Origin of the sequence: Xanthomonas sp. NCPPB 3005 (assembly GCF_041228095.2) — a bacterium.
In the GTDB taxonomy this organism is placed as follows: Bacteria; Pseudomonadota; Gammaproteobacteria; order Xanthomonadales; family Xanthomonadaceae; genus Xanthomonas_A; species Xanthomonas_A bonasiae.
Map to the genome: position 1 here is coordinate 3,950,860 of NZ_CP166096.2, position 25,415 is coordinate 3,976,274.

Here is a 25,415-nt window from a genome sequence, read left to right on the forward strand (position 1 = left end):
GGATCAGAACCAGTGGCGCTCCTCGCCCGGTCCTTCGACGTTGCCGACACAGCGGCCGCACAGGTCCGGGTGCGCCGGATCCACGCCCACGTCGGCGCGGTGGTGCCAGCAGCGCACGCACTTCTGCTTGCTGGTGGCCTGGGCGCTGACGAAGATCTCGTCGGTGCTGGCCTCGCGCACCACCACGTCGCCGCTGATGAACAGGAAGCGCAGTTCCTCCTGCAGCGGCTGCAGCTTGGCGGCCGTGGCCGCGTCGGCGGCGACGGTGATCTCCGCCTCCAGCGCCGCGCCGATCACGCCGTTGCCGCGCATCGGCTCCAGCACCTTGGCCACCTGCTCGCGCAGCGCCAGCAGCTGCTCGAAATCGGCCGCGCTCAGCGGCGCATCTTCCGGCAGCGGCGCCAGGCCTTCGTACCAGGTCGCGAACAGCACGTTGCCGACATGCGCGCCGGGCAGGTAGCCCCACAGTTCGTCGGCGGTGAAGCTCATGATCGGCGCGATCCAGCGCACGAACGCTTCGGCGACATGGAACATCGCGCTCTGCGCCGAACGCCGGCCGTGCGAGTCCTCCGGCATGGTGTACAGCCGGTCCTTGGTCACGTCCAGGTACAGCGAACCCAGGTCCACGCTGCAGAAGTTCAGCAGCGCCTGCACGATCGCGGCGAAGTCGTAGCGCGCGTAGGCGGCCTTGATCTGCTCCTGCACTTCGTAGGCGCGATGCACGATCCAGCGGTCCAGCGCCACCAGTTCCGGCAGGGTGCGCAGGTGCGCGGCCGGATTGAAGCCATGCAGGTTGCCGAGCAGGAAGCGCGCGGTGTTGCGCAGGCGCCGGTAGGCGTCGGAATTGCGCTTGAGGATCTCCTGCGACAGCGACATCTCGTTGCTGTAGTCGCTGGAGGCGATCCACAGGCGCAGGATGTCCGCGCCCAGCGTCTTCATGATGTCCTGCGGCTCGATGCCGTTGCCCAGCGACTTGGACATCTTGCGGCCGTGCTCGTCCACGGTGAAGCCGTGGGTCAGGCACTGCCGGTACGGCGCCGCCTGGTCCAGCGCCACGCCGGTCAGCAGCGAGGACTGGAACCAGCCGCGATGCTGGTCCGACCCTTCCAGGTACAGGTCGGCCGGCTTGGGAATGCCGCGCTCGGCCAGCACCGCCTCGTGGGTCACGCCCGAGTCGAACCACACGTCGAGGATGTCGGTGATCTTGTCGTAGTCGGCGGCTTCGTCGCCGAGCAGTTCGGCGGCGTCGAGCGTGTACCACACGTCCACCCCGCTCTCCTCGACGCGGTCGGCGACCTGGCGCATCAGTTCGGTGCTGCGCGGATGCGGCTCGCCGGTCTCGCGGTGCACGAACAGCGCGATCGGCACGCCCCAGGTGCGCTGCCGGGAGATGGTCCAGTCTGGGCGCCCGGCGACCATGCCGGCGATGCGCGCCTGGCCCCAGGACGGATACCAGTGCACGCCCTCGATCGCCTTCAGCGCATCGGCGCGCAGGTTGGCCTGCTCCATCGAGATGAACCACTGCGGCGTGGCGCGGAACGCGATCGGGGTCTTGTGCCGCCAGCAGTGCGGGTAGCTGTGGACCATGCTCGCGTGCGCCAGCAGCGCGCCGCGCGCGGCGAGCACCTCGGCGATGGTGTCGTTGGCCTTCCAGATATGCAGCCCGGCCAGCGCCACGCCGTCGGCCGGCGGAGTCGACGGCAGGTACACGCCGCGGCCGTCGATCGGGTTGATCTGTGCGGCGGTGTAGCGCTCGATCAGGCCGTACTGCTTGGCCGCCACGTAGTCTTCCTGGCCGTGCCCAGGCGCGGTGTGCACCGCACCGGTACCGTCCTCGTCGGAGACGTGGTCGCCGAGGATCAGCGGGATGTCGCGCTCGTCGTAGAACGGATGCGCCAGCAGCTGGTGCTCCAGCGCCGCGCCGGCGACGCGGCCGTGCACCACCACCTCGGTGACGCCGTAGCGTTGCAGCGCGCGCTCGGCCAGCGCATCGGCCAGCACCAGCCAGCGGCGACGGCCGTCGTGGGCCGGGCCTTCGACCAGGGCGTAGCTCAGGTCCGGCCCCAGCGACACCGCCAGCGAGGCCGGCAGCGTCCACGGCGTGGTGGTCCAGATCGGCACCGCGACTTCCACATCCTCCGGCAGCGCGACGCCGAACGCGGCCGCCAGCGCCGCGCCGTCGCGCGCGGTGTAGGCCACGTCCACGGTCGGCGACTGCTTGTCGGCGTATTCGATCTCCGCCTCGGCCAGCGCCGAGCCGCAATCGAAGCACCAGTGCACCGGCTTCACCCCGCGGGTCAGGTGGCCGTTGTCGACGATCCGGGCCAGCGCGCGCATCTCGTTGGCTTCGAAATGGAAGTCGAGCGTGCGGTACGGGTTGTCCCAGTCGCCGATCACGCCCAGGCGCTTGAAATCGCGGCGCTGGATGTCGATCTGCTCGTTGGCGTACTCGCGGCACTTCTGCCGGAACTGCGCCGCGTCCAGCTTGACCCCGACCTTGCCGTACTTCTTCTCGATCGCGATCTCGATCGGCAGGCCGTGGCAGTCCCAGCCCGGGATGTACGGCGCATCGAAGCCGGCCAGGTACTTGGACTTGACGATGATGTCCTTGAGTATCTTGTTGACCGCATGGCCGAGGTGGATCGCGCCGTTGGCGTACGGCGGGCCGTCGTGCAGCACGAACAGCGGCCGGCCCTGGGCATTGTCGCGCAGCTGTGCGTACAGCCCCTCGCTCTCCCAGCGGGCCAGCGTGTCCGGCTCGCGCTTGGGCAGATCGCCGCGCATCGGGAAGTCCGTCGCCGGCAGGTTGAGGGTGGCTTTGTAGTCCTGGGTCACGGGGATTTACCGGTTGTCTTCAGTGGAGAGTCCGCGCGCGGAGGCGCGGGCTTGTGCGGGCGGCAGCGCGGGGCGCTGCGCCGACGCGAGCAGGCGCCGGGCCAGCGCGGCGTCGCGGTGCATCTGTTCGGTCAGCGCCGGCAGATCGGAGAACGTCTCTTCGTCGCGCAGCTTGGCGACGAATTCCACGGCGATGTGGCGTCCGTACAGGTCGCCGTGGAAATCGAACAGGTGCGCTTCCAGCAGCGGCTCCACGCCCTGCACCGTCGGCCGCGTGCCGAAGCTGGACACCGACGGCCACGGCTGCTCGGTCACCCCGTGCACCCAGGTCGCGTAGATGCCCGACAGCGCCGGCGTGCGCGGAAACCGCAGGTTGGCGGTGGGATAGCCGAGGGTGCGCCCGAGCTGCTTGCCGCGCACCACGCGGCCGTCGATCGCGTACGGGCGGCCGAGCAGTTCGGTGGCATGGGCGAATTCGCCGGCCACCAGCAGTTCGCGGATCCGGGTGCTGGAAATGCGTTCCTCGCGCAGGTGCACCGGCTCGATCTCGCCGGCGGAAAAGCCCAGGTGCGCGCCCATCTCGCGCAGCAGCGCGATGTCGCCGCCGCGCTTGTGGCCGAAACGGAACGCCGGGCCGATCCACACCTCGCGCGCCTGCAGCCGCTCGACCAGGGTGCGCTGCACGAAGTCCTGCGCGCTCATCGACGACAGGCGCAGATCGAAGCGCAGCAGGCCCACGCTGTCCACGCCGAGCTGCTGCAGGCCTTCGACCTTGGCCCGCGGCAGGGTCAGCCGCGGCGGCGGCGCGGCCGGCGCGAAGAACTCGCGCGGCAGCGGCTCGAAGCTCAACGCCACTGCCGGCACGCCCAGCGCGCGGGCACGCGCCAGCGCATGGCGCACCAGCGCGCGGTGGCCCAGATGCAGGCCATCGAAGGCGCCGATGCAGACCACGCTTCCCTGCGGGAACAAAGTCCCGCCCTCGACGTCTCTAAACAGCCTGCTCATTCCTCGGTCCGAAGCGCCGGCGCTGGAATGCGCCGGCCGATGATGCGTAACCGTCGAGTATAGCGGGGAGTGGCAAGACCCGGGACGGCAGGCCCGCCGCCAGTGGAACCATCGGACCGAGGCAAGCGCCGCTTTTCTGTAGGAGGGGCTTCAGCCCCGACGCCTTACCGGCAGAGCATCGGGGTTGAAACCCCTCCTACAGAAAGCGCAAATGCCGCACTTGCGAATCCCCAATCCCCAATCCCCATATCCCGGCCCTCAATGCTCGCGCAGATCCCGCGGGCGGAAGCCCAGCGCCAGCAACGCCAGCAGGTACACCGCCCCGCCGCCGCCGACCAGCGCCAGCAGGCTGCCGATGCGGTGCCACTTGTCCATGGTGGTGAACCCCGGCAGCCAGTGCAGGCCCAGCCCCAGCACCGCGGCCATCGCCGCGCAGGCCACGCCCAGCCGCAGCAGGTAGCCCGCCCAGCCCGGCCGCGGCCGGTACACCTCGGCGCGGCGCAGCCAGCGCCACAGCAACGACAGGTTGATGTAGCTGGCCACCGCGCTGGCCAGGCCCAGCGCCAGGTGCAGGCCCGGCACCGCCGCCAGCGCCGCGCGCACGCCCTGCGCGCGCAGCTCGGCCGGCACCCACAGCTGGTACAGGATCGCCAGGAACAGCAGGTTCAGCACCATGTTCGCGACCAGCGCGACCACGCCTGCGCGCACCGGGGTGCGGGTGTCCTGGCGCGAGTAGAACGCCGGCAGCAGCACCTTCAGCAGCGCGAACGCGGGCAGGCCAAAACTCAGCCCGAACACCGACATCGCCGCCATGCGCGTGTCGAACGCGGTGAACTTGCCGTACTGGAACAGCGTGGCCACCAGCGGCTGGCTCAGCAGCATCAGCCCCAGCATTGCCGGCACCGCGATCAGCAGCGTGGTGCGCAGGCCCCAGTCCAGCGCATTGGAGAAGCCGGCATGGTCGGTCTTGACGTGGTGCCGCGACAGCGCCGGCAGGATCACCGTGCCCAGCGCCACGCCGAACACGCCCAGCGGCAGTTCCAGGAAGCGGTCGGCCTGCGACAGCCAGCTCTGCGAGCCGGCGAACAGGAACGAGGCGATCACCGTGTCCAGCAGCAGGTTGATCTGCGCGATCGAGGAGCCGAACAGGGTCGGCACCATCAGCGTCAGCACCCGGCGCACGTCCGGATGGCTCCAGCCCCAGCGCGGCAGGGTCAGCAGGTCGATGCCGCGCAACGCCGGCAGCTGGAACAGCAGCTGCAGCGCGCCGGCGACCAGCACCGCCCAGCCCATCGCCAGGATCGGCACCTCCAGCTTCGGCGCCAGCCACAGCGCGCCGGCGATCATGCACAGGTTGAGGATCACCGGGGTCAGCGCCGGCAAGCCGAAACGGTTGAAACTGTTCAGCGCACCGCCGGCCAGCGCGGTCAGCGACACGAACAGCAGGAACGGGAAGGTCAGCCGCAGCAGGTCCACGATCAGGCCGAACTTGGCCGGGTCGTCGCTGGAGCCGGGATTGAACAGCAGCGCCACCTGCGGGGTGAAGATCAGCCCCAGTGCGGTGACCAGCAGCAGAATCCCGCCCAGGGTGCCGGACACCCGCGACATCAGCGCGCGCAGGTCGGCATGCGGCCGGGTTTCCTTGACCTCGGTGAACACCGGCACGAACGCGGTGGCGAACGAGCCTTCCGCGAACAGCCGGCGCAGGAAGTTCGGAATGCGGAACGCGACCCAGAAAGCGTCGGTGGTCGCGTTGGCGCCGAACGAAATGGTGATAGCCTGATCGCGTACCAGCCCCAGCACGCGCGAGACCATGGTCATGCTGCTGAACGAAAGCAGCCCGCGGGACATGCGCGGCGCGCTCATGCAGCGACCCTCTTGACAATTGGCTTGACGCAGTTGTTTAGAACCTTCATACTCTCCCGCTTGTTTTTATCCACCACACAGCTTTCCAGGAAACCACCACCGTGGCCAATATCAAGTCCGCCAAGAAGCGCGCCAAGCAGACCGTCGTGCGCAACGCGCGCAACACGGCTCAGCGTTCGATGCTGCGCACCGCCGTCAAGAAGGTCATCAAGGCCCTGGACGCCAACGACGCCGCCGGCGCCGAAGCCGCTTTCGCCGTTGCCCAGCCGATCCTCGACCGTTTCAGCTCGCGCGGTCTGATCCACAAGAACAAGGCTGCGCGCCACAAGAGCCGCCTGACCGCCCGCATCAAGGCGATCAAGACCGCCGCCTAACCGGCTGCGGTCGTTGCCGGAGGCGCCAGCGCTTCCGGCACTACGAAAAAGCCCGGCCTCGGCCGGGTTTTTCGTGTGCGTGCGATCCGCTCGCGACAACCGCGCGCCGGGCCGGCCGCCGCGCTCAGAGCGCATCGGCGGCAGGAGCATTGGCGGCCGCTTCCAGCGCATCCTCGCGCTGGCGGTCGAAGAACGCCATCACGTCCTTCATGATCGGCCAGGTGCCGTCGCGGCCCAGCGCCGAGACCAGGTACCACGGCTGGGTCCAGCCGAGTTCGGCGACGACCTGCTCGGCCAGCGTGCGCGCCTCGTCCTCGAACAGCAGGTCGGCCTTGTTCAGCACCAGCCAGCGCGGCTTGGCCAGCAACTCCGGGTCGTGCTTTTCCAGTTCGCGCTCGATCGCGCGCACCTGCTCGGTCGGCGACACGCCATCGACGCCGCCTTCCATCGGCGCCAGATCCACCAGGTGCAGCAGCAGACGCGTGCGCTGCAGATGGCGCAGGAACTGCGCGCCCAGGCCGGCGCCGTCGGCCGCGCCTTCGATCAGGCCCGGGATGTCGGCGATCACGAAGCTGCGATAGGCCTCGACGCTGACCACGCCCAGGTTCGGATACAGCGTGGTGAACGGATAGTCGGCGACCTTCGGCGTGGCCGCGGACACCGCGCGGATGAAGGTGCTCTTGCCAGCATTGGGGAAGCCGAGCAGGCCGACGTCGGCGAGCAGCTTCAGCTCCAGCTTCAGCACGCGCTCCTCGCCCTCCTCGCCCGGCGTCGCCTTGCGCGGCGCGCGCGTCACCGAGCTCTTGAAATGCATGTTGCCCAGGCCGCCCTTGCCGCCCTGCGCGACCAGCAGCTTGTCGCCGTGCGCGACCAGGTCGCCGATGGTTTCGTCGGTATCGACGTTGATCACCACGGTGCCGACCGGCACGGTGATGACCAGGTCTTCGCCGGCCTTGCCGTACATCTGCCGGCCCATGCCGTTCTCGCCGCGCTGCGCACGGAACGCGCGCTGGTGGCGGAAATCGACCAGGGTATTGAGGTTCTCGTCGGCGACCAGCCACACGCTGCCGCCGTTGCCGCCATCGCCACCGTCCGGCCCGCCCAGCGGGATGAACTTCTCGCGGCGGAAGCCGATGCAGCCGTTGCCGCCATTGCCGGCACTGACCTGGATTTCTGCTTCGTCTACCAACTTCATGGGATTTGGGATTCGCGATTCGGGATTGGAAAAACCACCGGATGCCGCAGTTTAGCGGCCCCGGCAAAGAACGGAGGCAACGAATCAGGGACTCGGCGGGATCCGCTTTCGCGAATCCCCAATCCCCAATCCCAATATCCCGGCCCTCCAACAAAAAACCCCGCCGAAGCGGGGCTTTCGTCAGCAAGCCTGCGCCATGGCGCAGGCCCTGGAGGCGAAACGCTTACGCCTCGGCGGTCGCCGCTTCGGCAACCACGCTCACGGTGCGACGCTTCTTGGCGCCCTTCACCGAGAACTCGACCTTGCCGTCGACCAGCGCGAACAAGGTGTGGTCGCGGCCCAGGCCGACGCCCGAACCCGGGTGGAACTGGGTGCCGCGCTGACGCACGATGATGTTGCCCGCCTCGATCGCCTGGCCGCCGAACATCTTCACGCCCAGGTATTTCGGGTTGGAGTCGCGGCCGTTGCGCGAGGAACCTACGCCTTTTTTGTGTGCCATGACTGCTGCTCCTTACTTCTTGTCGCCACCGGCAATGCCGGTGATCTCGATTTCGGTGTAATGCTGACGATGTCCCTGACGCTTCATGTGGTGCTTGCGGCGGCGGAACTTGATGATGCGCACCTTGTCGGCGCGGCCATGGGCCACGACCTTCGCGGTGACGGTGGCGCCGTTCAGCGCGTCACCGAGCTTGATGCCGTCGCTGTCGCCCAGCATCAGGATGTTGTCGAACTTGATCTCGTTGCCGGCTTCGACTTCGAGCTTTTCCACGCGGAGCGTTTCGCCCTGCGCGACGCGGTATTGCTTACCGCCGGTTACCAGTACTGCGTACATGACCAGACTTCCTCTGTAGTTATTGTGGTCGCCCCTGCCGTGCCTCTTCGGGCAGACAGGAGCGGAATTGTAATGGCTTCAGCGGGTTAGGGTCAAGTCCCCGGTCCGGCGCGGATGCGGCCCCGGCGCCCCGTCGCGATTGGCTGAACCGGCCAGCCGCGGCCCGCCCCGAATCCTGGCAAATCCGGCAATTGCCCCCACCTGACAAGCTGGGTACGCTGATCGATTGCCGTCCCCTCTCCGCCCCCACGCTGGCCCCGGGCTGTCGCCCGGCCGGCACAACACGGACCCCTCATGGCGATGGATTTCATCCGCATCCGCGGCGCGCGGACGCACAACCTCAAGAACCTCGACCTCGACCTGCCGCGCGACAAGCTGATCGTGATCACCGGCCTGTCCGGCTCGGGCAAGTCGTCGCTGGCGTTCGACACCATCTACGCCGAAGGCCAGCGCCGCTACGTGGAGTCGCTGTCGGCGTACGCGCGGCAGTTCCTCAGCGTGATGGAAAAGCCCGACATCGACCACATCGAAGGCCTGTCGCCGGCGATCGCGATCGAGCAGAAGTCGACCTCGCACAACCCGCGCTCCACGGTCGGCACCATCACCGAAATCTACGACTACCTGCGCCTGCTGTACGCGCGCGTGGGCCAGCCGCGCTGCCCCGACCACGGCTATCCGCTGGAGGCGCAGACGGTCAGCCAGATGGTGGACCACATCCTGAGCCTGGACCCGGAGCAGCGCTACATGCTGCTGGCGCCGGTGATCCGCGACCGCAAGGGCGAGCACGCGCAGGTGTTCGAGCAGCTGCGCGCGCAGGGCTTCGTGCGCGTGCGCGTGGACGGCGAGCTGTACGAGATCGACGCGGTGCCGGCGCTGGCGCTGCGCCAGAAGCACACCATCGAGGCGGTGATCGACCGCTTCCGCCCCCGCGAGGACATCAAGCAGCGCCTGGCCGAGAGCTTCGAGACCGCGCTGAAGCTGGCCGACGGCATGGTGTCGGTGCAGTCGCTGGACGACACCGCCGCCGCGCCGCACCTGTTCTCGTCCAAGTACAGCTGCCCGGTCTGCGACTACTCGCTGCCGGAGCTGGAGCCGCGGCTGTTCTCGTTCAACGCGCCGATGGGCGCGTGCCCGAGCTGCGACGGCCTGGGCGTGGCCGAGTTCTTCGATCCCGAGCGCGTGGTGGTGCATCCGGAGCTGTCGCTGTCGGCCGGCGCGGTGCGCGGCTGGGACCGGCGCAACGCCTACTACTTCCAGCTGATCGCCTCGCTGGCCAAGCACTACAAGTTCGACGTGGACGCGCCGTGGCAGTCGCTGCCGGCGAGCGTGCGCCAGGCGGTGCTGTACGGCAGCGGCGACGAGACCATCACCTTCACCTACTTCACCGATGCCGGCGGCCGCACCCAGCGCAAGCACCGCTTCGAAGGCATCATCCCCAACCTGGAACGCCGCTACCGCGAGACCGAATCGCCGGCGGTGCGCGAGGAACTGGCCAAGTACATCAGCCAGCGGCCGTGCCCGGACTGCAAGGGCGCACGCCTGAACAAGGCCGCGCGCAACGTGTTCGTCGCCGACCGTCCGCTGCCGGACCTGGTGGTGCTGCCGATCGACGACGCGCTGACCTTCTTCCGCCAGCTCGACCTGCCCGGCTGGCGCGGCGAGATCGCCAGCAAGATCGTCAAGGAGATCGCCGAGCGGCTCGGCTTCCTGGTCGACGTCGGCCTGGATTACCTGACCCTGGAACGCAAGGCCGACACCCTGTCCGGCGGCGAGGCGCAGCGCATCCGCCTGGCCAGCCAGATCGGCGCCGGCCTGGTCGGGGTGATGTACGTGCTCGACGAGCCGTCGATCGGCCTGCACCAGCGCGACAACGAGCGCCTGCTCGGCACGCTGACGCGGCTGCGCGACCTGGGCAACACGGTGATCGTGGTCGAACACGACGAGGACGCGATCCGCCTGGCCGACTACGTGCTGGACATCGGCCCCGGCGCCGGCGTGCACGGCGGCGAGATCGTCGGCCAGGGCACGGTGGCGGACCTGCTGAAGGCGCCGCGCTCGCTGACCGGCCAGTACCTGTCCGGCAAGCGCCGCATCGAGATCCCGGCCAAGCGGCACAAGGCCAATCCGAAGATGACCCTGCACCTGCGCGGGGCCACCGGCAACAACCTCAAGAACGTGGACCTGGACATCCCGGCCGGGCTGCTGACCTGCGTCACCGGCGTGTCCGGCTCGGGCAAGTCGACGCTGATCAACGACACCTTGTTCACCCTGGCCGCCAACGAGATCAACGGCGCCTCGCATACGGTGGCGCCGTACCGCGAGATCGAACACCTGGACCTGTTCGACAAGGTGGTGGACATCGACCAGTCGCCGATCGGGCGCACCCCGCGCTCCAACCCGGCCACCTACACCGGCCTGTTCACGCCGCTGCGCGAGCTGTTCGCGCAGGTGCCCGAATCGCGCGCGCGCGGCTATTCGCCGGGCCGTTTCAGCTTCAACGTGCGCGGCGGCCGCTGCGAGGCGTGCCAGGGCGACGGCCTGATCAAGGTCGAGATGCATTTCCTGCCCGACGTGTACGTGCCCTGCGACGTGTGCCACGGCAAGCGCTACAACCGCGAGACGCTGGAGATCCTGTACAAGGGCTTCAACATCAACGACGTGCTGCAGATGACCGTGGAGGACGCGCTGCGGCTGTTCGAGCCGGTGCCGACCATCGCGCGCAAGCTGGAGACGCTGGTCGATGTCGGCCTGAGCTACATCAAGCTCGGGCAGAGCGCGACCACCCTGTCCGGCGGCGAGGCGCAGCGGGTGAAGCTGTCCAAGGAGCTGTCGCGCCGCGATACCGGCCGCACCCTGTACATCCTCGACGAGCCGACCACCGGCCTGCACTTCCACGACATCGAGGCGCTGCTGGGCGTGCTGCACAAGCTGCGCGACGAAGGCAACACCGTGGTCGTGATCGAGCACAACCTGGACGTGATCAAGACCGCGGACTGGGTGGTGGACCTGGGTCCGGAAGGCGGCCATCGCGGCGGCACCATCCTCGCCACCGGCACCCCGGAGGACATCGCCGCGCATCCGGACTCCTACACCGGCCAGTTCCTGGCCAAGCTGCTGCCCGCCGGCACCGTGGCCAAGCCGACCAAGCCGGCGGCGATGGCCAACAAGCCCGACGCGCTGCCGCCGCGCAAGAGCAAGGCCGAGAAGGCCGCCGCCAAGAAGGCGGCTAAAAAGACCACGACCAAGAAGGCCGCACGATGAGCGCATCCCCCACCGATTCCTCCCCCTCGCACAAGCCGCTGGCGCGCGTGCCGATCAGCGTGCGCTGGCGCGACATGGACAGCATGGGCCACGTCAACAACGCCAAGTACATCTCCTATCTGGAAGAAGCGCGCGTGCGTTGGCTGCTGAACGTGGAAGGCTTCTCGATGCGCAACCGCATCGCCCCGGTGGTGGCGGCGACCAACGTCAACTACCGGCGCCCGATCGTATGGCCGAACGACATCGTGGTGGAGCTGTTCGTCGAGCGCATGGGCAGCAGCAGCATCACCGTCGGCCATCGCATCGTCGACCAGAAGGACGAGCGCGTGCTGCACTCGGACGGCAACGTGGTGGTGGTGTGGATCGACACCGAAACCGGCAAGAGCGCGCCGCTGCCGGACGAGATCCGCGCGGCCTGCAGCTGATTGAAAAGCCGGGATTGGGGATTGGGGATTCGGGATGACCAGCCGTTCGGCTGTGGAAAGCCGGGATTCGGGATTGGCAGACCCGCGCAAGATCGCTTTTGCTAATCCCCAATTCCGAATCCCGAATCCCCGCCCTTGTAGGAGCGGCTTCAGCCGCGACGGGCTTTACCGGTAATGCCTGTCGCGGCTGAAGCCGCTCCTACAGGACTCCATCGTGTTGGCCGGAGGTGCTGTGGGAGCGACTTCAGTCGCGACGCGCCGAACCCAAAGGGTGCAGCGGCAATCGTGGCGATCGCCATCGCCATCGCAATCGCCACCGCTCGGCCACCCCGCTACGGCTTGGCCGCACTCACCTTCAGCTCGCCCTGCACTTCGCGCCCATCCTCCAGCACGAAGGTGATCGGCAGGCTCGCCCCCTCGCGCAGCGGCTGCGCCGGCTGCATCAGCATCAGGTGCAGGCCGCCGGGCTGCAGCACCGCATCGGCGCCGGCGGCCAGCGGCAGGCGCTCGATCTCGCGCATCTTGCTGACCCCATCCACCTGCGTGGTCTGGTGCAGGCTCACGTCGGCGAACGCCGGGCTGCGCGCCGACACCACCGCCAGCGCCTGCTTGCACGGGTTGTGCAGGCGGCCGAAACCGGCGGCCATCGGCATCGCCGCGCTCGGCGGCAGCCTTGCCCAGCCCGCCTGCCACTGCGGCAGACAGCCATCGGCCTTGGCCGCCGCCGGCGCCGCGAAGGCCGCCCCCGGCGCCAACCCGGCCAAACACGCCAGCCCGATGGCCAGCCCCCGTACGCATGCGGATGGTTTGAGCTTCATGGCCCTATGATAGCGGTCCCGCACCGCGCCGCCTTCGGAAGCTTTCGCATGACCTCGCTGATCCAGGTTCTCGACCACGGCCCCATCCGCCAGCTGCGCCTGGCGCGCGCGCCGGTCAACGCGCTCGACACCGCCCTGTGCGCCGACCTGGCCGCGGCGATCGCGCAGGCGCAAGCCGACGCGGTGCACGCGCTGGTGCTGTCCGGCAGCGAGCGCATCTTCTCCGCCGGCATGGACGTGCCGCATCTGCTCGGGCACGGCGACGATCGCGCCAAGCTGCTCGACAGCTGGCAGCAGTTCTTCGGCGCCGCCCGCGCGCTGGCCGACAGCGCGATCCCGGTGGTGGCCGCGTTGACCGGCCACGCGCCGGCCGGCGGCTGCGTGCTGGCGCTGTGCTGCGACTACCGGGTGATGGCGCGCAGTCCCGAGCCCGCGCATCCGGTCAGCATCGGGCTCAACGAGACCCAGGTCGGCCTGGTCGCGCCGGAAGGCATCCAGCGCCTGCTGCGGCGCGTGGTCGGCGCACACCGCGCCGAACGGCTGCTGGTCGGCGGCGAGCTGGTCAGCGCCGAGCGGGCGCTGGAGATCGGCCTGGTCGACGAACTGGTCGACGCGGAACTGGTGGTCGCGCGTGCGGTGGCCTGGCTGCAGGAGCTGCTGAAACTGCCGCGGCAGCCGATGCTGCAGACCCGCGCGATCGCCCGCGCCGACCTGCGCGCCGCGCTGGCCGACGAGCACATCCAGCTCGAGCGCTTCGTCGACGGCTGGCAGGCGCCGGACACCCAGGCCGCGCTGCACGCGCTGGTGGCCAGGCTGGGCAAGCGCTGAGCCGCGCCGGCACGCAGGCGGGCGCGGGCAGCCCGGTATAATCGTGGGCATTCCTCGCCCAGGCCCCGCCTCTTGTCCGCCAAGCCGCCCGCTCCCGTCGTGTCCGAACTGATCGAACTGCTGTCGCTGGAACGGCTGGAGGACAACCTGTTCCGCGGCCAGAGCCGCGACATCGGCACCAAGTACGTGTTCGGCGGGCAGGTGCTGGGGCAGGCGCTGTCGGCGGCGCAGGCGACGGTGGACAACGGCCGCCGCGCGCATTCGCTGCACGCCTATTTCCTGCGCGCCGGCGACATCGACCACCCCATCGTCTACGACGTGGACCGCACCCGCGACGGCGGCAGTTTCTCGGTGCGCCGGGTCACCGCGGTCCAGCACGGCAAGGTGATCTTCTTCTGCGCCGCCTCGTTCCAAGAGCGCGAAGACGGCGCCACCCACCAGCTGAAGATGCCGGAAGTGCCGCAGCCGGAAGACATCGAGCCGACCCAGGCCGCGCGTCCGGACGTGCTGGCGACGCTGCCGACCAAGGTGCAGCGCTGGCTCTCGCGCGGCGGCCCGTTCGAGTTCCGCCACGTGTACCCGCGCGACGAACTGAACCCGCCCAAGCGCCCGCCGTTCCAGCAGATGTGGCTGCGCCTGAGCGAGCCGGTCGGCGACGCGCCGGAACTGCACCAGGCGCTGCTGGCCTACGCCTCGGATTTCCACCTGCTCGGCACCGCGACCTTTCCGCACGGCATCAGCTACTACACGCCGAACGTGCAGATGGCCTCGCTCGACCACGCGCTGTGGTTCCACCGCCCGTTCCGCGCCGACGACTGGCTGCTGTACTCGCTGGACAGCCCCAGCGCGCAGGGCTCGCGCGGCCTGGCGCGCGGCCAGTTCTTCACCCGCGACGGGGTGCTGGTCGCCAGCACCGCGCAGGAAGGCCTGATCCGCGTGGTGCCCGAGGCCGGCGCCGCGGCGCAGGTTCCGGCCAAGGACTGAGGCGACGACGATGCGGCAGATCTTCAGCAGTCAACGCGTGGAAACCGCCGAAGGCGTGGCCAAGCTGTTGCGCGAGCAAGGCATCGAGGTGCGGCTGAGCAACGGCCGTTCCTACCGCAGCCGGCGCAGCGGCCAGTTCAGCTACATCGACCCGGTGGCGGCCCAGGTGCAGCCGACGGTGTGGGTGGTGCACGCCGACGACCAGCCGCGCGCGCGCGCCCTGCTGCGCGAGTCCGGCCTGATCGACAGCACCCGTCAGGACCCGGCGCAGACGCTGCCGTACCTGAGCGAATTCCGCTCGCAGGCGGTCCCGGACAGCGGCAAGCGCTGGGCCTGGCGGCTGCGGGTCGCGCTGCTGCTGGCGATCGGCGCGGTGGCGCTGGTGACGGTGCTGCGCCATCGCGGCAACCAGGCCGCCGCGCCCCCCCCGGCTGTCGCGCCAGCCGCCGCACCGGCCTCGCAACCAGCACAGGACAGCGACGAAGTGCGCGTGCGGGTGCAGCCGGCGCAGCGCGGCAACTGAGCCATCGGCGGCAGAGGCATGCTGTTTCTTGCAGGGTTTGGGGTGGCCGTTGACGGCCGCTCAAGCCGGCCATTTCGCCACCGCGCCTGTGGGGGTTGAAGCCGCTCGCGATAGGCTGGCTGCACTGTAGGAGGGCTTCAGCCCCGACAGGTCGCCGAAGTTCGCGACTTCGCCAATGGGCATGTCGCGGTTGAAACCGCTCCTACAGGAGCATGGCGATTGGCCGCGTGCGCTGCGGGAGCAACGCATGGACAAATAAAAACGCCCCTGCGCATTGCTGCGCAGGGGCGGCTGTCGATCGGCGCCTTGTTGCTTGTTGCCTGTTGCGGGGTGGAACGGTCAGTTCGCGTCGGATGCGGCCGGCATCGGCTTGGCGCCAGGCTTCTGCCCGGGCTTCTGGCCGGGCTTGTGCATCCACATCGACTGCGCCGCATCGAACTCGGCGCGGCTGAGCATGCCGTCCTTGTTGGTGTCGGCCTTGGCGAACCATTCGTCGCGATGCTGCTTGGCGCGCAGCTCGAAATCGGCGCGATCGACGAAGCCGTCCTTGTTCGCGTCCATCTTGTCGAAGCGCGCGGCGAACTTCGGATCGGCCTTGGCCTCGTCGCGGCTGATGCGGCCGTCCTTGTTGGTATCCAGCTTGGCCCACATCGCGCCATGCTCGCCGCGTCCGCCGCGCTCGCCGTGACGGCCATGGCGCGGGAACTCGTCGGGGGTCAGCTTGCCGTCGTGGTTCTTGTCCAGCGCGTCGAAGTGCTCGGCCAGGCGCGGATTGGCCGCGGCCTCGCTGCGATCGACGACGCCGTCGCCATTCTTGTCCAGCCTGGCGAAGCCGCCGGCATCGGCCGGCGCGGCGGGATCCGACGGCGGCGGGTTGGCGGCATAGGCGCCGCCGGACAGCACGGCGAGCATGGCCAGGGCGAGCAGCGGGTTGCGATACTTCATGGAAAACTCCCTGAGGGAAAGGAAGACACCTGCCGGCGCGGCAAGCGCATGCGGCAGTCACCAGCGCAGCAGGAACGGACCGCCAGGCGGGCCGGCGCAGCGGCGCCTTCACTGCAATCAACGCCCCGCTGCAGGCGCGGTTGACCCGGGCCGGGGCGCATTCATGCGGCGGACAGTCGCGGCCGCTGCGATCGCGAAGCGCTATGCTCGGTGCATGGCCATCCACACCGACGCCAGCGACGACCTGCGCCTGTTCCAGACCGGCCAGCACGCGTGCGGCTATTGGCCCGAGCGGCAGGCGCGCGATCTGGTGCTGGACCCGCACGACCCGCGCCTGGGCGCGCTGTATCCGCTGGCGCTGAGCTGGGGCTTCCGCCGTTCCGGCGACCTGGTTTACCGGCCGCATTGCGACCACTGCCGCGCCTGCGTGGCGGTGCGCATCCCGGTCGCGGAATTCGTGCCCGACCGCAGCCAGCGCCGTTGCCTGGCGCGCAATGCCGACATCGACACGCGCATCGTCGCCGCCGAACGCAACGAGGAACAGTTGGCGCTGTACCAGCGCTACCTGCGCATGCGCCACCCGGGCGGCGGCATGGATGCGCACGGCGCGCACGAATTCGACCAGTTCCTGATCGGCCGCTGGTCGCACGGGCGCTTTCTGGAGATGCGCCAGAAGACCGCGGACGGACAGCGCGGACCGCTGCTGGGGGTGGCGGTCACCGACATCGCCGAGCAGGCCTTGTCGGCGGTCTACACCTTCTACGATCCCGACGTCGCCGCGCGCGGGCTGGGCACGCTGGCGATCCTGCAACAGATCGCATGGGCCAGGCGCGAAGGCCTGAGCCATCTGTACCTGGGCTACTGGATCCGCGGCCACCAGAAGATGGACTACAAGCGCCGCTTCCGGCCGCTGCAGGCCTACGACGGGCGCAACTGGCGCGCGTTCGACGACTACGCCGGCCGCCTCGGCGATTAGGGCGCCCGCACCGCGATTCGGCCTTCCGGCTTACCGACCGACGGGAGCGAGAGAGGCGATGAGCGATGCACGGCGCGACCGCGAGAGCTGACGGCGCGCGAGACGCTCGTCGTCCCGAGCCACCTGCCGGCGCCGCGACCCGCAGCGTGCATCGCCTCGGCAAGCGCGTTCGGCACGCCGCCACGGCGCCATCGTTCGGACATGCGCCGCGTGCGAAAATGCGCGCATGAAGCCACGTGCCCTGTTGTTTGCCCTGACCCTGCTGTGCGGCGCCTGCTCGCATACCGGCTCCGCCCCGACCGCCGCCACGCCCGCAGCGCCCGCCCCCGCGGCATTGCGCCTGGCCACCTACAACACCTCGCTGAATTCGGACGAGGACGGCGGCCTGATCGCGGCGCTACAGGGCGACAGCGCGCAGGCGCGCAAGATCGCCGCGGTGCTGCAGCAGGTGCGCCCGGACCTGGTGCTGCTCAACGAATTCGACTACGACGACGCGCACCGCGCCGCCGACCTGTTCCAACAGCGCTACCTGGAAGTCGCCCAGCCGCTCGGCGGCGCCGCGCTGCACTACCCGTACCGCTACCTGGCGCCGGTCAACACCGGCGTGCCCAGCGGGCTGGACCTGGACAACGACGGCAGCGTCGGCGGCAACGGCCGCGCGCGCGGCAACGACGCCTGGGGCTACGGCCTGCATCCCGGCCAGTACGGCATGCTGCTGCTGTCCAGGTACCCGATCGACGCCGCGGCGGTGCGCAGCTTCCGCCTGTTCAAATGGAGCGCGATGCCCGGCGCCCTGCGGCCGATCGATCCGGCCACGGGTCGCACGTTCTACAGCGATGCGGTGTGGGCACAACTGCGGCTGTCGTCGAAATCGCATTGGGACGTGCCGGTACGCACGCCGCTGGGCGTGGTCCACGCGCTGGTCGCGCATCCCACGCCGCCGGTGTTCGACGGCGCCGAGAAGCGCAACGCGGCGCGCAACCACGACGAACTGCGGCTGTGGCGCGAATATCTCGACAACCGCGCCAGCGCGACATGGCTGTGCGACGACGCCGGCCGTTGCGGCGGCCTGGCCGCCGGCGCACGCTTCGTGATGCTCGGCGATCTCAACAACGACGTCATCGACGGCGAAGGCCGCCACGACGCGATCCGCGCGCTGGTCGAACACCCGCGCGTGCTGCACTACCCGACCCCGCACAGCGCCGGCGGCGAAGAAGCCGCGCGCGCCTATGCCGCGCAGGGCATCGCCCACCGCGGCCCGCCGCAGCAGGTCACCGGCGATTTCGGGCCGAAGGCCGGCGCGATGCGGCTGGACTACGTGCTGCCGTCCAACGGCTTCCGCTATCTGGACAGCGGCGTGTTCTGGCCGGCCTCCAGCGCCCCGGCCGCGGCGATCGCCGACGGCAGCGACCATCACCTGGTGTGGGTGGATGTGGCTTTGGAGCCGGGATTGGGGAGTCGGGATTAGGGATTGGCGGTGCGGGCGGACGGCCGGCGACCGGGCTGATCCGGACTTGGGGGGCGCCGCACCCCGGCCTTGATCCAGATCAAGGGCAAGACCACGCAAACGCTATCCAATGCATGCCGCACCCCGTCGGGATGCGTCACCGGATAGCGAGCATGCGAACGCAACAGCTGCAACAGGCGCTGGAGGGACTCAACGGCGCCACCGCCGACATCGAGGCCTCGGCGCTGATTTCCTTGGATGGACTGATGATCGCCTCGGCGATGCCGCAGGGCATGGACGAGGACCGCGTCGGCGCGATGTCCGCCGCGCTGCTGGCGCTGGGCGAGCGCAGCGCGCGCGAGCTGGCGCGCGGGCCGCTGGAGCGGGTGCTGATCCAGGGCGAACTCGGCTACGTGATCATGAGCGCGGCCGGGCGCGAAGCGGTGCTGACCGTGCTCGCCAAGCCCAGCGCCAAGCTCGGCCTGGTGTTCCTGGACATCAAGCGCGCCGCCCAGGCGCTGCAGCAGATTCTCTAGGAGCGCCGCCATGCCGCTGCCGCCGATGGATCCGCCGCACGAGCCGCACCGCAGCGCCGAGCTGCGCTACCACGACGGCAGCCGCCGCCTGGTGTACTGGAGCGAACGCGAAGTGGCCTACCCCGACGGGCGCCTGATCGTGTCGCGCACCGACCTGGACGGCGTCATCACCCACGCCAACGACGCCTTCGTCGAACTCAGCGGCTGGCCGCGGGCGACGCTGATCGGCGCGCCGCACTGCATCCTGCGCCACCCCGACATGCCCAGGCGCGCGTTCCGCGACCTGTGGGACACGGTGCTGGGCGGCGAGAAATGGCACGGCTACGTCAAGAACCTGCGCCGCGACGGCGCCTGCTACTGGGTCTACGCCACCGCGCTGCCGAACGTGCGCAACGGCCAGGTGGTCGGCTTCACCTCGGTGCGGCGCAAGCCCTCGCGGCGGCGCATCGACGCACTGCAACCGCTGTACGCGCAGTGGCTGCAGGACGAGCGCGCGGAGACGCCGGCATGAGCCTCGATTTCCTGGTCGCGCCGGACTTCGCGCCGGAGAACTTCTGCGGCTGGTACCTGCTCAGTACCGTGCTGCAGCGCCGCACCGGCGTCGGCCTGCACCTGCTGATGCCGGCCGACGCCGCGGAACAGAGGCAGTTGCTCGACGACAGCGTGGTCGACCTGGTGTACGCCAGTCCGTTCGATGCCAGCGCCCTGATCCGCACGCGCGGCTATCTGCCGCTCGCACGCCCGCGCGCGCATGCCGACGAAGTGGTGATCGCCGCCGCCGCGGACGCGCCGGCGCGCCGTGTCGAAGACCTGTCCTACGGCTGCCGCATCGCGCTGACCGACAACCACGACGTGCGCCTGATCGCGCTGCGCCTGCTGGAGCCGGCCGACCTCGACCCCGAGCGCATCGCCTGGCGTCCGGCCAGCAGCTATGCCGCGGTGGCGCGGCTGCTGCTGGAAGGCGAAGCCGATGCCGGCCTGTTCCTGGCCGACGCCTATCGCCGCCTGTCGCGGCTGACCCGCGAGCGGTTGCGGCCGCTGGTGGAGAGTGCGCTGTGCGACATCGGCCACGTGCTGCTGGCGCATCCGCGCATCGCCGCGCAGCTGCCTGCGTTGCAAACGGCGCTGCTGGCGCTGGGCGACGCGACGCACCGCGAGGACCAGGGCGTGCTCGATGCGCTGGGCCTGGAGCGCGGCTTCGAGGCGATGACGATGGAAGACGCGGAATTCATGATCGACCTGATCGACACCTTGCTGGACTGAGCGCACCGCCATGGCCAACCGCACCACCGCTGCAGATCCGGCCCGCCTAGTGATGCGCACGCATGCGCGCGCCCTGCTGCGCGATCCGCGCGACGCCGCCGCGCATCTGGCGCGCCTGCATGCGGCGCTGCAGCTGCACGACAACGAGCCGGCGCAAGGCGTGCTCGCCGACCTGTTCGTGGCGCTGCCGCGACACAACACCGCGTTGCGCCAGGCGGCATTGCAGATGGCCGCCGCGCATCTGCCGCCGCATGTGGCCGAGGCCTTCCAACGCCACAGCCATGGCCACGCGTTGCTGCCGATCAATGCCCTGGCCACACGCTGGAGCGTGCTGGCGCGCCCTCGGCCGACGTGCCGGCACGGGTCCGCCGGGCCAGCCCCGACCATTCGCGGCGCATGGTGCGCGAGGTGGTGGAGGCGTTGTGCGAAGGCGCCCCGCTGACCGCGGCGCGCTGCGAGCGCGAGTTCCTCGACTACTGCATCAGTTGCCAGGACAAGCTCGCCTTCATGCTCGCCAGCCGCGAGCTGCGCCGCCATGCGCTCGCCCTGGGCGACCGCTGGGACCGCACCGCACGCTGGCTGCAGCAACGCGACCTGCTCGGCGGCCGCAGCGTCGCCGCCGACCTCCCTCTTTCCATTGCAAGCCCTCGGCCATGAACGACGACCAAGAACCCACCTGGCTGATGCCCACGCCGCACGGCGTACTGCATGGTTTCGCCAGCGCCGCCCCGGACCGCATGCAGCGCGCGCTGCAACTGCTGCTCAGCGCGCACGGCGCATTGTCGCTGCCGGAATGGCGCATGCGCGTGGACGGCGACGCGCAGCGCCTGCTGCACGAAGCGCGCGAACGGCAGTGGATCCAGCTGTTGCGGCGCCCGGTGCCCGGCCCGGAGATCCGCCTGGACGATTTCGCCCAGCACGTGATCGCGCCGCTGTCGGCCGAGCGCCGCGCCGTGCTCGCCTCCGACGGCGGTTTCTGCCTGGGCCATGCCGGGCTGAACCAGGACGAGGCCGACACGTTGAGCGTGGCCGCGGCCGATTTCTCCGGCTTCGCCCAGCGGCAGGGCGCACGCGGCTGGAGCGGCGCGCAGCGCTACGTGTCGTTCTACAGCGAGCCGCAGCTGTTGCTGCCGGACTGGTCGTTCGTCCCGTTCTGGGTGGACGGCAGCGGCTACTGGCTGATCCTCGGCGGCGAAGCGCTGCTCAACAACCTGGCGATGGTGGAGCTGGTGTGGAGCATCCGCCTGGCGGCGGCGCGGTTCGCGCCGCCGGGTTGAAGGCCGGGATTGGGGAATCGGGATTGGGGATTGGGAACGGCGCCACGAGCGCGTCCCTTTTCCGTGCCGCCAGACCTTTTCCCCTGCTGTCAGGCCTTCAGTTCGATGGTCAGGGCGGCGGCGGCGTCGCGGGCGGTCTGGCGCGCTTCGTCGATGCTGGCGCCGCGCGCCAGGGTCACGCCGACGCGGCGATGGCCATGCACGCTGGGCTTGCCGAACAGGCGCAGCGCGGTGTCCGGGGCCTGCAGCGCGGCGGCGACGTTGCCGAACAGCGGCACGCCTTCGCCGTGCGCCAGCAGCGCGCACGAGGCCGACGGCCCGCTCTGGCGGATCACGGGGATCGGCAGGCCCAGGATCGCGCGCGCATGCAGCGCGAACTCGCTCAGTTCCTGCGACACCAGGGTGACCAGGCCGGTATCGTGCGGCCGCGGCGACACTTCGCTGAACCAGACCGCGTCGCCCTTGACGAACAGTTCCACGCCGAACAGGCCCCAGCCGCCGAGGTCGTCGGTGACCGCGCGCGCGATCTCCTGCGCCCGCTGCAGCGCCAGCGCCGACATCGGCTGCGGCTGCCAGCTCTCGCGGTAGTCGCCGTCCTTCTGCCAGTGCCCGATCGGATCGCAGAACGACGTGCCGGCGGCATGGCGCACGGTCAGCAGGGTGATCTCGTAGTCGAAATCGATGAAGCCTTCGACGATGCAGCGGCCGGCGCCCGCGCGGCCGCCGGTCTGCGCGTATTCCCAGGCGGCGTCGATCTCGGCTTCGCTGCGCAGCGTGCTCTGGCCCTTGCCCGAGGACGACATCACCGGCTTGACCACGCACGGCAGGCCGACCGCGGCGATCGCCGCGCGGTACTCCTCCGGCGTATCGACGAAGCGGTACGGCGAGGTCGGCAGGCCCAGCGTCTCGGCGGCCAGGCGGCGGATGCCCTCGCGGTCCATGGTCAACCGCGCCGCGCGCGCGGTCGGGATCACCCGCTGGCCATGCTCGCGTTCCAGCGCCACCAGCGTCTCGGTGTGGATCGCCTCGATCTCCGGCACGATCAGGTGCGGCTGCTCGCGCGCGATCAGCTCGCGCAGCGCCATCGCATCGAGCATGTCCAGCACGTGCGAACGGTGCGCCACCTGCATCGCCGGCGCATCGGCATAGCGATCGGCGGCGATCACCTCCACGCCGAAGCGCTGCAGCTCGATCGCCACTTCCTTGCCCAGTTCGCCCGAGCCCAGCAGCAGCACGCGGGTGGCGGAAGCGGACAGCGGGGTTCCCAGGGTGGTCATGGCGGCGGTGCCTGCGCGAAAGAGGGGCGCCATTCTAACGGCCCGTGCCGTTTCCCTGTCGCAGACGTCCGCAAACGCCCCCTTGCAATCAGATATCAAAGTGATATCTTTCCGCCACACACCTGGGAAGACCGCCATGAAAGAACGCACGCTTCGCTCGCTGCCCGGCATTCCGCTTCTGCTCGGCGTCCTGGCGCTGTCCGCGCTGGCGCTGTGGCTGTTCGTGATGGGCGTCATCAAGGATCCGGTGAGCGGCGGGCCGAGCTCGCTGCCGCTGGTGCTGCTGTCGCTGCTGCTCGGCGCGGCCGCCCTGTTCAGCCTGTGCGGCCTGTACACGGTGCAGCCGAACCAGGCCGCGGTGCTGAGCCTGTTCGGCAAGTACGTCGGCACCGTCAAGGACAACGGCCTGCGCTGGAACAACCCCTTCTATTCGAAGAAGAAGGTCAGCCAGCGCGTGCGCAACTTCGAGAGCGGCCGGCTCAAGGTCAACGAACTGGACGGCAGCCCGATCGAGATCGCCGCGGTGATCGTGTGGCAGGTGATCGATGCGTCCGAGGCCGTGTACAACGTCGACGACTACGAGAGCTTCGTGCATATCCAGTCCGAATCGGCGCTGCGCGCGATGGCCACCAGCTATCCCTACGACCAGCACGAGGACGGCCAGATCTCGCTGCGCAGCCACCCCGCCGAGATCAGCGAGCAGCTCAAGCGCCATCTCGACGAGCGCCTCACCCAGGCCGGCGTGGACGTGATCGAGGCGCGCATCAGCCACCTCGCCTATGCGCCGGAAATCGCCCAGGCGATGCTGCAGCGGCAGCAGGCCAACGCGGTGATCGCCGCACGCACGCGCATCGTCGCCGGTGCCGTGGGCATGGTCGAAATGGCGCTTGCCGAACTGGAGAAGAACGGCACCGTGCAGCTGGACGAGGAGCGCAAGGCGCACATGGTCAGCAACCTGCTGACCGTGCTGTGCTCGGACCGCGGCGCGCAACCGATCGTCAACGCCGGCTCGCTGTACTGATGCGCGAGTCCTGCCACCTCCGTGCGGCAGCGGCAGCGCGGATGCAAACGAGCCGTCCCGCATGAGCGAGAAGAAGGCCTATCCGCTGCGCATCAACGCCGACGTGCTGGCGGCGGTGCAGCGCTGGGCCGACGACGAGCTGCGCAGCCTCAACGCGCAGATCGAATACGTGTTGCGCGACGCGCTGCGCAAGGCCGGCCGGCTGCCCAAGCCCGGCGAGGACCAGGAACCCAAGCCATGACCACGCGCTGGACTTACCTCACTGTCGAAGTGAATCTCAAGCCCACCTTTCTCGGCAAAGTGGACGCCGAACCGATCCAGGCCGAGCTGAACAAGCAAGGCGCCCTGGGCTGGGAACTGGTCAACGTGATCAGCTCGCCGCGGCTGTGGCCGGTGCTGCTGGTGTTCAAGAAGGCGAGCTGACATGCGCCCACGCCGCCACCTCGGTCCCATGCTGGCATCACTGCTGTTCCCGGCCGCTGCCCTGGCGGCCTCGCCTCAGCAGGCGGCGAACACGCTGCTGGACCGCTTGCAGGCCGGCGACATCGCCGCGGCCGAACGCGATTTCACGCCCGCGATGGCGCAAGCGGTGCCGGCCGAGAAACTGGCCGCGGCCTGGCACATGGTGTCCGCACAGATGGGCGCGTTGCAGCAGCGCGGCACGGCCACCGAACGCCAGCAGCAAGGGCTCAGCCTGATCGAGCGACGCCTGCAATTCGAACGCGGCGCGATGCTCTTGCATGTCTCGGTGAACGCCGAAGGCAAGATCGCCGGCCTGCTGCTGACCCCGGCCGCGCCACCCGCTCCACCGCCGCCCGCTGCCGATGCCGGCTTCGCCGAACAGGCGTTCGCGGTCGGTCCGCTGCCCGGCACCCTGGCCTTGCCGGCCGGCAAGGGACCGTTCCCGGCTGTGGTGCTGGTGCAGGGCTCCGGCCCGCTCGACCGCGACGAGACCATCGGCCCGAACCGGCCGTTCCTGGATGTCGCGCGTGGCCTGGCCGCACAAGGCATCGCGGTGCTGCGCTACGACAAGCGCACCTTCGCCATGCCGGAAAGCTTCGCCGGGCGCATGCAGGACGGCTTCACCATGGACGACGAAACCACCGACGATGCCGTCGCCGCAGTCGCGGCGCTGGCGCGCACGCCCGGCATCGACCCCAAGCGCATCTTCGTGATGGGCCACAGCCAGGGCGGCATGCTCGCCGCGCGCATCGCGCGCATGTCCGGCAAGACCGCCGGCATCGTCCTGTGGGCGGCACCGGCGCGCTCGCTGCTGGACCTGCTGCTCGACCAGAACCGCTATCTGCTCGGCCTGCAAGGCACGCCGTCCGCCGAGGGCAAGGCACGCGTAGCCGAGATCGAGCGGCGCGTGGCCAAGGTCCGCGGCGACGGTGCGGTGGCGCGGACCGATTCGCCGCAGGACTTGCCGGCCGCGTACTGGCGCGCGTTCGACAAGGTGGATCCGGTGGCCGACGTCCTCGCCTTGCGCCAGCCGGTGCTGTGGCTGCAGGGCGAGCGCGATTTCCAGGTCACCGCGCCGGACTGGCAGCGCTGGCAGCAGGCGCTGGGCGACGACCCGCGCGCGACCCTGCACCGCTACGCGCAGCTCAACCACCTCGGCATCGCCGGCAGCGGCGCCCCGAACCCCGCCGAGTACGCGCAGCCCGGGCACGTCGACGCACAGCTGATCGCCGATACCGCGCAATGGATCCGCGCACAACAGTGAC

At 69.7% G+C, this 25,415-nt stretch carries 27 protein-coding genes; 17 read left to right on the forward strand and 10 right to left on the reverse strand.

All coding sequences use genetic code 11. The features are described from left to right. Positions 1–3 precede the first annotated feature (3 nt). The 3 genes from ileS to murJ all read right to left on the reverse strand — a co-directional run bounded on the left by ileS (position 4) and on the right by murJ (position 5,691). A complete protein-coding gene (gene ileS, locus AB8810_RS17000; RefSeq protein ID WP_369914327.1) occupies positions 4–2,835 on the reverse strand; it encodes an isoleucine--tRNA ligase in 2,832 nt (943 codons plus the stop codon). Between the two features lie 6 nt (positions 2,836–2,841). Then, positions 2,842–3,840: a bifunctional riboflavin kinase/FAD synthetase gene (locus AB8810_RS17005; protein WP_369914328.1), complete on the reverse strand. Its 999-nt coding sequence runs from the start codon at positions 3,838–3,840 to the stop codon at positions 2,842–2,844. Positions 3,841–4,098: 258 nt separating this feature from the next. Then, entirely contained in the window at positions 4,099–5,691 is a 1,593-nt protein-coding gene (gene murJ, locus AB8810_RS17010; RefSeq protein ID WP_179570886.1) for a murein biosynthesis integral membrane protein MurJ, read from the reverse strand. 116 nt (positions 5,692–5,807) lie between these two features. On the opposite strand from murJ, the gene rpsT reads away from it, so the two are divergent. Further along, entirely contained in the window at positions 5,808–6,080 is a 273-nt protein-coding gene (rpsT, locus tag AB8810_RS17015; RefSeq protein ID WP_003469619.1) for a 30S ribosomal protein S20, read from the forward strand. A 124-nt stretch (positions 6,081–6,204) separates the two neighbouring features. Here rpsT and cgtA read toward each other — a convergent pair whose 3' ends face one another. The 3 genes from cgtA to rplU all read right to left on the reverse strand — a co-directional run bounded on the left by cgtA (position 6,205) and on the right by rplU (position 8,107). Continuing rightward, positions 6,205–7,275, reverse strand: a complete 1,071-nt coding sequence (gene cgtA, locus AB8810_RS17020) for an Obg family GTPase CgtA (RefSeq protein ID WP_191824922.1) — start codon at positions 7,273–7,275, stop codon at positions 6,205–6,207. A gap of 223 nt (positions 7,276–7,498) precedes the next feature. Continuing rightward, on the reverse strand, positions 7,499–7,774 hold the full coding sequence (gene rpmA / locus AB8810_RS17025) for a 50S ribosomal protein L27 (RefSeq protein ID WP_179570794.1): 276 nt from the start codon (positions 7,772–7,774) through the stop codon (positions 7,499–7,501). 12 nt (positions 7,775–7,786) lie between these two features. Continuing rightward, positions 7,787–8,107: a 50S ribosomal protein L21 gene (gene rplU / locus AB8810_RS17030; protein ID WP_039005690.1), complete on the reverse strand. Its 321-nt coding sequence runs from the start codon at positions 8,105–8,107 to the stop codon at positions 7,787–7,789. Between the two features lie 294 nt (positions 8,108–8,401). Between rplU and uvrA the strand changes: the two genes are divergently transcribed. Together uvrA and AB8810_RS17040 are read left to right on the forward strand one after the other, a co-directional pair. Continuing rightward, positions 8,402–11,368, forward strand: a complete 2,967-nt coding sequence (uvrA, locus tag AB8810_RS17035) for an excinuclease ABC subunit UvrA (protein WP_179570793.1) — start codon at positions 8,402–8,404, stop codon at positions 11,366–11,368. Continuing rightward, positions 11,365–11,793 carry an acyl-CoA thioesterase gene (locus AB8810_RS17040; RefSeq protein ID WP_369914329.1) on the forward strand — a complete coding sequence of 143 codons (429 nt, stop codon included), beginning with the start codon at positions 11,365–11,367 and terminating at the stop codon, positions 11,791–11,793. Before uvrA ends, AB8810_RS17040 begins: the two co-directional genes overlap by 4 nt. Before the next feature lie 332 nt (positions 11,794–12,125). On the opposite strand, the gene AB8810_RS17045 is transcribed toward AB8810_RS17040, so the two are convergent. Beyond that, on the reverse strand, positions 12,126–12,611 hold the full coding sequence (locus AB8810_RS17045) for a copper chaperone PCu(A)C (protein ID WP_191824925.1): 486 nt from the start codon (positions 12,609–12,611) through the stop codon (positions 12,126–12,128). 48 nt (positions 12,612–12,659) lie between these two features. On the opposite strand from AB8810_RS17045, the gene AB8810_RS17050 reads away from it, so the two are divergent. The 3 genes from AB8810_RS17050 to AB8810_RS17060 all read left to right on the forward strand — a co-directional run bounded on the left by AB8810_RS17050 (position 12,660) and on the right by AB8810_RS17060 (position 14,946). Further along, positions 12,660–13,439, forward strand: a complete 780-nt coding sequence (locus tag AB8810_RS17050) for an enoyl-CoA hydratase/isomerase family protein (RefSeq protein ID WP_369914331.1) — start codon at positions 12,660–12,662, stop codon at positions 13,437–13,439. A gap of 72 nt (positions 13,440–13,511) precedes the next feature. Further along, a complete protein-coding gene (gene tesB / locus AB8810_RS17055) occupies positions 13,512–14,423 on the forward strand; it encodes an acyl-CoA thioesterase II (RefSeq protein ID WP_179570790.1) in 912 nt (303 codons plus the stop codon). Positions 14,424–14,433: 10 nt separating this feature from the next. After that, the gene (locus AB8810_RS17060) at positions 14,434–14,946 is read left to right on the forward strand and encodes a putative signal transducing protein (protein ID WP_369914332.1); all 513 of its coding nucleotides are present in this window, start codon (positions 14,434–14,436) and stop codon (positions 14,944–14,946) included. 339 nt (positions 14,947–15,285) lie between these two features. Here the strand turns inward: AB8810_RS17060 and AB8810_RS17065 are convergent, their stop codons facing one another. Then, positions 15,286–15,891: an EF-hand domain-containing protein gene (locus AB8810_RS17065; protein WP_179570788.1), complete on the reverse strand. Its 606-nt coding sequence runs from the start codon at positions 15,889–15,891 to the stop codon at positions 15,286–15,288. A 214-nt stretch (positions 15,892–16,105) separates the two neighbouring features. On the opposite strand from AB8810_RS17065, the gene AB8810_RS17070 reads away from it, so the two are divergent. The 5 genes from AB8810_RS17070 (at position 16,106) to AB8810_RS17090 (ending at position 20,113) form a co-directional block, all read left to right on the forward strand. Continuing rightward, positions 16,106–16,867 carry an arginyltransferase gene (locus tag AB8810_RS17070; RefSeq protein WP_179570787.1) on the forward strand — a complete coding sequence of 254 codons (762 nt, stop codon included), beginning with the start codon at positions 16,106–16,108 and terminating at the stop codon, positions 16,865–16,867. Positions 16,868–17,093: 226 nt separating this feature from the next. Further along, positions 17,094–18,335, forward strand: a complete 1,242-nt coding sequence (locus AB8810_RS17075; protein ID WP_369914333.1) for an endonuclease/exonuclease/phosphatase family protein — start codon at positions 17,094–17,096, stop codon at positions 18,333–18,335. A 131-nt stretch (positions 18,336–18,466) separates the two neighbouring features. Next, positions 18,467–18,850 carry a roadblock/LC7 domain-containing protein gene (locus tag AB8810_RS17080; RefSeq protein WP_206229898.1) on the forward strand — a complete coding sequence of 128 codons (384 nt, stop codon included), beginning with the start codon at positions 18,467–18,469 and terminating at the stop codon, positions 18,848–18,850. A 10-nt stretch (positions 18,851–18,860) separates the two neighbouring features. Beyond that, positions 18,861–19,361, forward strand: coding sequence for a PAS domain-containing protein (locus tag AB8810_RS17085; protein WP_191824930.1), 501 nt, complete (start codon positions 18,861–18,863; stop codon positions 19,359–19,361). Then, on the forward strand, positions 19,358–20,113 hold the full coding sequence (locus AB8810_RS17090; RefSeq protein WP_369914334.1) for a PhnD/SsuA/transferrin family substrate-binding protein: 756 nt from the start codon (positions 19,358–19,360) through the stop codon (positions 20,111–20,113). The genes AB8810_RS17085 and AB8810_RS17090 overlap by 4 nt, the downstream gene beginning before the upstream one ends. Before the next feature lie 46 nt (positions 20,114–20,159). Here the strand turns inward: AB8810_RS17090 and AB8810_RS17095 are convergent, their stop codons facing one another. Then, a complete protein-coding gene (locus tag AB8810_RS17095; RefSeq protein WP_369914335.1) occupies positions 20,160–20,396 on the reverse strand; it encodes a hypothetical protein in 237 nt (78 codons plus the stop codon). Between the two features lie 113 nt (positions 20,397–20,509). On the opposite strand from AB8810_RS17095, the gene AB8810_RS17100 reads away from it, so the two are divergent. Beyond that, on the forward strand, positions 20,510–20,770 hold the full coding sequence (locus AB8810_RS17100; RefSeq protein ID WP_372530396.1) for a hypothetical protein: 261 nt from the start codon (positions 20,510–20,512) through the stop codon (positions 20,768–20,770). After that, positions 20,767–21,390, forward strand: a complete 624-nt coding sequence (locus AB8810_RS17105; protein ID WP_179570782.1) for a hypothetical protein — start codon at positions 20,767–20,769, stop codon at positions 21,388–21,390. The genes AB8810_RS17100 and AB8810_RS17105 overlap by 4 nt, the downstream gene beginning before the upstream one ends. Positions 21,391–21,479: 89 nt before the next feature. Here AB8810_RS17105 and purT read toward each other — a convergent pair whose 3' ends face one another. Next, entirely contained in the window at positions 21,480–22,667 is a 1,188-nt protein-coding gene (purT, locus tag AB8810_RS17110; RefSeq protein ID WP_191824932.1) for a formate-dependent phosphoribosylglycinamide formyltransferase, read from the reverse strand. 136 nt (positions 22,668–22,803) lie between these two features. Here purT and AB8810_RS17115 point away from each other — a divergent pair, with 136 nt between their 5' ends. The 4 genes from AB8810_RS17115 (at position 22,804) to AB8810_RS17130 (ending at position 25,414) form a co-directional block, all read left to right on the forward strand. Continuing rightward, positions 22,804–23,688: an SPFH domain-containing protein gene (locus AB8810_RS17115; protein ID WP_179570778.1), complete on the forward strand. Its 885-nt coding sequence runs from the start codon at positions 22,804–22,806 to the stop codon at positions 23,686–23,688. Positions 23,689–23,749: 61 nt separating this feature from the next. Beyond that, a complete protein-coding gene (locus AB8810_RS17120) occupies positions 23,750–23,929 on the forward strand; it encodes an Arc family DNA binding domain-containing protein (RefSeq protein WP_179570777.1) in 180 nt (59 codons plus the stop codon). Then, the gene (locus tag AB8810_RS17125; protein ID WP_179570776.1) at positions 23,926–24,111 is read left to right on the forward strand and encodes a DUF4177 domain-containing protein; all 186 of its coding nucleotides are present in this window, start codon (positions 23,926–23,928) and stop codon (positions 24,109–24,111) included. The genes AB8810_RS17120 and AB8810_RS17125 overlap by 4 nt, the downstream gene beginning before the upstream one ends. A gap of 28 nt (positions 24,112–24,139) precedes the next feature. Then, a complete protein-coding gene (locus AB8810_RS17130; protein WP_369914338.1) occupies positions 24,140–25,414 on the forward strand; it encodes an alpha/beta fold hydrolase in 1,275 nt (424 codons plus the stop codon). Position 25,415 lies beyond the last annotated feature (1 nt).